The sequence below is a fragment of the Moorena sp. SIO4A5 genome, from assembly GCF_010672005.1.
GTDB lineage: Bacteria > Cyanobacteriota > Cyanobacteriia > Cyanobacteriales > Coleofasciculaceae > Moorena.
Window position 1 is genome coordinate 1 of the sequence record NZ_JAAHHZ010000337.1, and the last position, 5,020, is coordinate 5,020.

The 5,020-nt window shown below is 41.4% G+C and carries 4 protein-coding genes; 2 read left to right on the forward strand and 2 right to left on the reverse strand.

Going from position 1 to position 5,020, the window contains the following annotated elements; genetic code table 11:
* Positions 1-1,332: ABC transporter substrate-binding protein (locus F6K57_RS36445; RefSeq protein ID WP_293073039.1), on the forward strand; the 1,332-nt coding region annotated here is incomplete at its 5' end.
* Between the two features lie 479 nt (positions 1,333-1,811).
* Positions 1,812-4,286, forward strand: coding sequence for a hybrid sensor histidine kinase/response regulator (locus F6K57_RS36450; RefSeq protein WP_293073042.1), 2,475 nt, complete (start codon positions 1,812-1,814; stop codon positions 4,284-4,286).
* A gap of 256 nt (positions 4,287-4,542) precedes the next feature.
* Here the strand turns inward: F6K57_RS36450 and F6K57_RS36455 are convergent, their stop codons facing one another.
* Together F6K57_RS36455 and F6K57_RS36460 are read right to left on the reverse strand one after the other, a co-directional pair.
* Positions 4,543-4,707 carry a hypothetical protein gene (locus F6K57_RS36455; RefSeq protein WP_293073045.1) on the reverse strand — a complete coding sequence of 55 codons (165 nt, stop codon included), beginning with the start codon at positions 4,705-4,707 and terminating at the stop codon, positions 4,543-4,545.
* 5 nt (positions 4,708-4,712) lie between these two features.
* A partial coding sequence (locus F6K57_RS36460; RefSeq protein WP_293073048.1) for a hypothetical protein occupies positions 4,713-5,020 on the reverse strand: 308 nt, incomplete at its 5' end.

The window sequence follows — 5,020 nt, forward strand, 5'->3', positions numbered from 1 at the left end:
TCTCACAATTTCCAATCATTAAGACAATCATCAAGACAATCATCAACCTTTGACACAGCTAAAACACTTAGCATCTGGTGGCAACAGGGTTTTTATCCAGAAGAAACGGATGCACTCCGGACAATCATCGACAAGTGGGAAAAAAACAGTGGGATTAAAGTTCAATTAGTCATCATACCTCAGAAGGATATTCTCAAAGAAATCGAGAGTGCGATCGCATCAGGTAACCCTCCTGACATTTTCTATGCAGGGGTAGCAGACTTGACCATTATTCCCCGTCTGGCATGGAATAACCAACTGGTAGATGTGTCTGATGTGATAGAGCCTCTGAAAAACTGGTACAGTGAAGGGGTTCTTGCCGGAGTCAATTATCAAAACAAAGTTGCTAAAAAACGTAGCTACTATGCTGTACCAATTATGCAATCAGCCATTCATATTCACTACTGGCAAGACATCCTGACCGAGATTGGTCAGACAAAGGGGGCAATTCCCAGAGATTGGCAGGGATTTTGGCGGTTTTGGCAGCAGGTTCAGGGACAGTTGCGTCAGAGCAGTTATCCCAATATGTATAGTATCGGCATGCCTATGTCCATGAGCTTAGATACCTACAACAATTTTGAGCAATTTCTAGAAGCCTATAATGTCAAACTAGTTGATAACAATGGCAAATTACGCTTAGACGACTCCCAAGTTAAGCAAGCCATTGAGGCTGCTCTCAGGAAATATACCAGTTTTTATATCAATAAGAATGTGCCACCGGATGCCGTAGATTGGGATAATACAGGCAACAATGTAACGTTACTCAGCCGCACTAGCCTGATGACGGTCAATCATACTCTCTCAGTTCCAGGTTCCCAACGACAAGATCCTGAAATTTACACCAAGCAACTTTCTACAGTTAAGTGGCCCAATAAACCTAGTGGGGAACTGATGAGATTCATCATAGAGATCAAACAGGTCATTCTCTTTAAAGCCTCCACAAAACAGGAGTATGCCAAGAATTTTCTCTCATATTTGGCACAACCGCAAAACTTACAAGCCTACACAGAAGGGTCTCAGGGTCGATACTTACCCGTGATGCCGAAACTGTTTGAAAAACCCTTTTGGAAAAATCCCAGTGATCCTCATATTTCTGTGGCGCTACAGCAGTTACAAAACACCCGACCAGCTTATCAAGTGTTAAACCCAGCTTATAGTGAAGTGGCTGCTCAAAACGTTTGGGGGGAAGTGATTAGAAAAATTGTGGTGGATAATTTGTCAATTAAGCAAGCAACTAATCGAGCTATTGATAAAATTAATAAAATTTTTTCTAATTGGTATAAACCTAGTTAGATTATTCGTTATCACAATAATTGTTATCGCATTCTTATTTTAATTTTGAAGATAAGATTGATATAAAAAGGGAACAGGTAACAGGGTCGATATATCGTAATTACGATGGAGTTTTTGGTGTTATGAGCAAGGGATATAGCGCCGCCCTGCATCCCTTAAAACCATCTTTATAGCATGCCTGTTGTCTGTTGCCTGTTGTCTGTTGCCTGTTGTCTGTTGCCTGTTGCCTGTTGCCTTAAAAAGATAAGCAATGTCACTCAAAGGTTGCTGATAATTGCTATAGTTATGAGTCAGGTGTTGCATTAAATTATATTATAGCACCTCAAGTAGCGTGGCCATAGGCCAATGCTGATAGCACCTCAAGTAGCGTGGCCATTCGCGTAGCGTGGCCATAGGCCAAGGCCAAGGCTGATAGCTCAGTCCCTACAAAGGATTGAGTTGACGCAAAAAGCTAAATTTTAGAGCTTATTATGATTGTTATGATCAAATTAACTCAAAAAACATTACTGTCAAAGCTGGTCAATTACTTTTCACTTTTATCAGTTGTTACGGTAACTATTGTAGCCATTACTGCTTATAGTTTAGCTAGAAAAGCTCTCAAACAATCTGTCTTTGATCGACTCAGTGTTGCTGTGTCTATCAAATCTGCTGAACTCAATCAATGGTTTAACAATCAGCGCCAAGATGTGCTGTTATCGGCTCAGTTACCAGAAATCCGAAGACAAGCCGAGGTCTTGCTGAGCAGCAAAAGGTCTCAAACCAGGTCAAGAGATTATCAAATCGCCTATAATAGCATTTCAGAATACCTGACTGATTTAGCTGCCATTAAGCCTAATCTACGAGAAATTTCCCTGCTCACAACTGGTGGGATTATCATTTTTTCAACTAACAAAACTTTGGAGGGCAACTATCAACCCCTTGGTGCGACTACTACTTACTTCACCCGAGATCAAACGGACATTAAGCCAACGTTTTATAGCTCTTCAAGAACAGGCAAAACAGCCATCACTTTTGCCACACCCGTCCTTAACCAATCCGGTAACCGTATAGGAGTGATTTCCATTACTCTCGATCTTCAAGAAGTTGATAACCTAATTCGAGACCGTACTGGCTTAGGTAAGAGTGGCGAAACCTATCTAGTCGGTCGATTGGAACGAAAAAATATATTCATCGCCTCAGGTCAGTTTGAGAATCAAAAATACTCTGACGGAGTTAGTAGTTTGGGTATTGATAACGCTACCCAAGGAAAAAATAGTGCTGGACTTTATCGAAATTACGATGGGATACCTGTTATCGGTGTGTATCACTGGTTGGAGAAACAGAACCTGGCGTTACTAGCTGAGATCTCTCAGCAAGAAGCTTTTGCTCCTGCTCGTCGGCTAGCTGGGAACATTGTGCTGATTGGATTGAGTTCTACTGGACTGCTCCTAGTAGGAGTTTATCTACTATCAAGCCAGATTACCAAACCGATTCGGGCAATCACAGAGGCAGCTATTCAGGTAGCTAGTGGCAATCTAAACCATAAAGCTCCTGTGTTGAGTGACGATGAAACTGGAGTGTTGGCTCAGTCATTTAACCAGATGGCACAGCAATTGCAGGATTCTTTTACGGCTCTAGAGAAAACGAATCAGGGTTTAGAAATCCGAGTGCAAGAACGTACTGTGGAATTAGGGAAAGCTAAAGAAGCTGCGGAAGTTGCTAACCAAGCTAAAAGCCAATTTTTAGCTAACATCAGCCATGAATTGCGCACTCCCCTCAATAGCATCTTAGGCTATGCCAGAATTCTCCAGCGCGATACAGCTAAAGTTGCTACCCAAAACGATGACGTGAAGGGCAGCACCCCAAGGAGCGATCGCAATTTAAGACAGCAGCAAATACAAGGTTTAAAAATTATAGAGCAAAGTGGAACCTATCTATTGACCCTAATTAACGATCTCTTAGACTTCTCTAAAATCGAAGCCCGTAAGATGGAACTCTACCCCCGTGAGGTTCATTTTCCAAGCTTCTTGGAAGGGGTAGTTGGTATTATCCGCATGGGAGCTAATGAAAAAAATATATTGTTTAACTATAAAACTCAAGGTAACCTACCCACAGGGGTTAAGTTAGATCAGAAAAGGTTACGACAGGTTTTACTCAATCTATTAGGTAATGCAGTTAAATTTACTGACCAAGGTAATGTCACATTTAATGTTGGAGTCATTGAGAAACAAAACTCTATTTTAGGAATATCGAAGTCTTCCAACACCAGGATTCAAGGGGGAGATTATAACATCCATTCTCGGACGATTCGCTTTGAGGTCATCGATACTGGCATAGGAATTAGTCCTCAACAGTTAGAGAAAATATTCCAACCCTTTGAACAAGTAGGGGATACCGAGCGTCGGATAGCTGGAGCGGGTTTAGGTTTAGCGATTAGTCAGCAAATCGTTAACTTGATGGGAAGTAAACTAAAGGTTAAAAGTCAATTGGGCAAAGGTTCAACATTTTGGTTTGATGTTACCTTACCTGTGATAGATATTGTTGCAAATGCTGAACCAGATATTGCTGTTAAAGGGTTGATTTATAAAGGAAAACGACGTAAATTGTTAGTGGTGGATGACATAACAGAAAATCGCTTGGTATTGCTAAATATGCTCAAACCTTTGGGTTTTGAAGTGGTATTAGCCCAGAATGCTCAGCAAGCATTGGAGCTGGCCAGGGTAATTGGACCTGATCTGATTTTAACGGATTTATTTATGCCTGTTAAAACTGGTTTCACGATGATTCCGGAATTACAACAGATCCCAGCAATGAAGAATGTACCAATTATTGCCTTCTCTGCTAACAACTGGGATGTTGTGCAGAAGGAAACTCAGAGACTTGGCTGTGATGCTTTTCTGCCAAAACCAGTTGACGAGCAGAAATTATTGGCATTATTGGAGAAGTATTTACAATTAGAGTGGGTTGATCAATAGCTGTCGTCAGCAGTCAGCAGTCAGCAGTCAGCAGTCAGCAGTCAGCAGTCAGCAGTCAGCAGTCAGCAGTCAGCAGTCAGCAGTCAGCTTAAAATAAACCTATACAGGCCTATAGCCAGGTTACGGGAACGGGAGAATTTAAGATTGAGAGATTAATGAGAATTGAAAGTCTGGGGATTTGCCCATCAAAGCTGTTCGCGTAGCACCTCAAGTAGCGCATTAGCTGATAGCTTACACTGTTTAGTTATCAATAAAATTACTTTTTTAACAGTAATAATGTAGTCAATATCAGCACTAAAATTGCTTCAGTTCCCAAAAGACCGTAGATGGTTTGTCTTTGCTCAGGGGTGGCGGCAAAATAATCGATAAATACTGTGTAAATAATAAACTGAGAGAGAATTCCCACTAAGCTGATGCGCATTTAAATTAGTTTTTCCCTGTTCCCTGTTCCCTGTTCCCTGTTCCCTTTGAGCAATTTAGGTATCCCAATCTAAATGCTGAACAGCTTAAACACAATCCAATGCCCCAAACTTTTCGTGCTCCTAGTCCAATCACGGCTACTGTATCGAGAATGCCATAGAAAACATCGCCAATTCTCCAGGTTAAGGGTGTTTCTAACCACGGCATTTCCCCAAAACCTGCTATATTACCAAAGTGGACAATCGCGCCATAGGCAAAGACAAAGGCGAGGATTCTTAAATAAATGCTCATCCAAGGGCGTTCTGTAGCTTGGA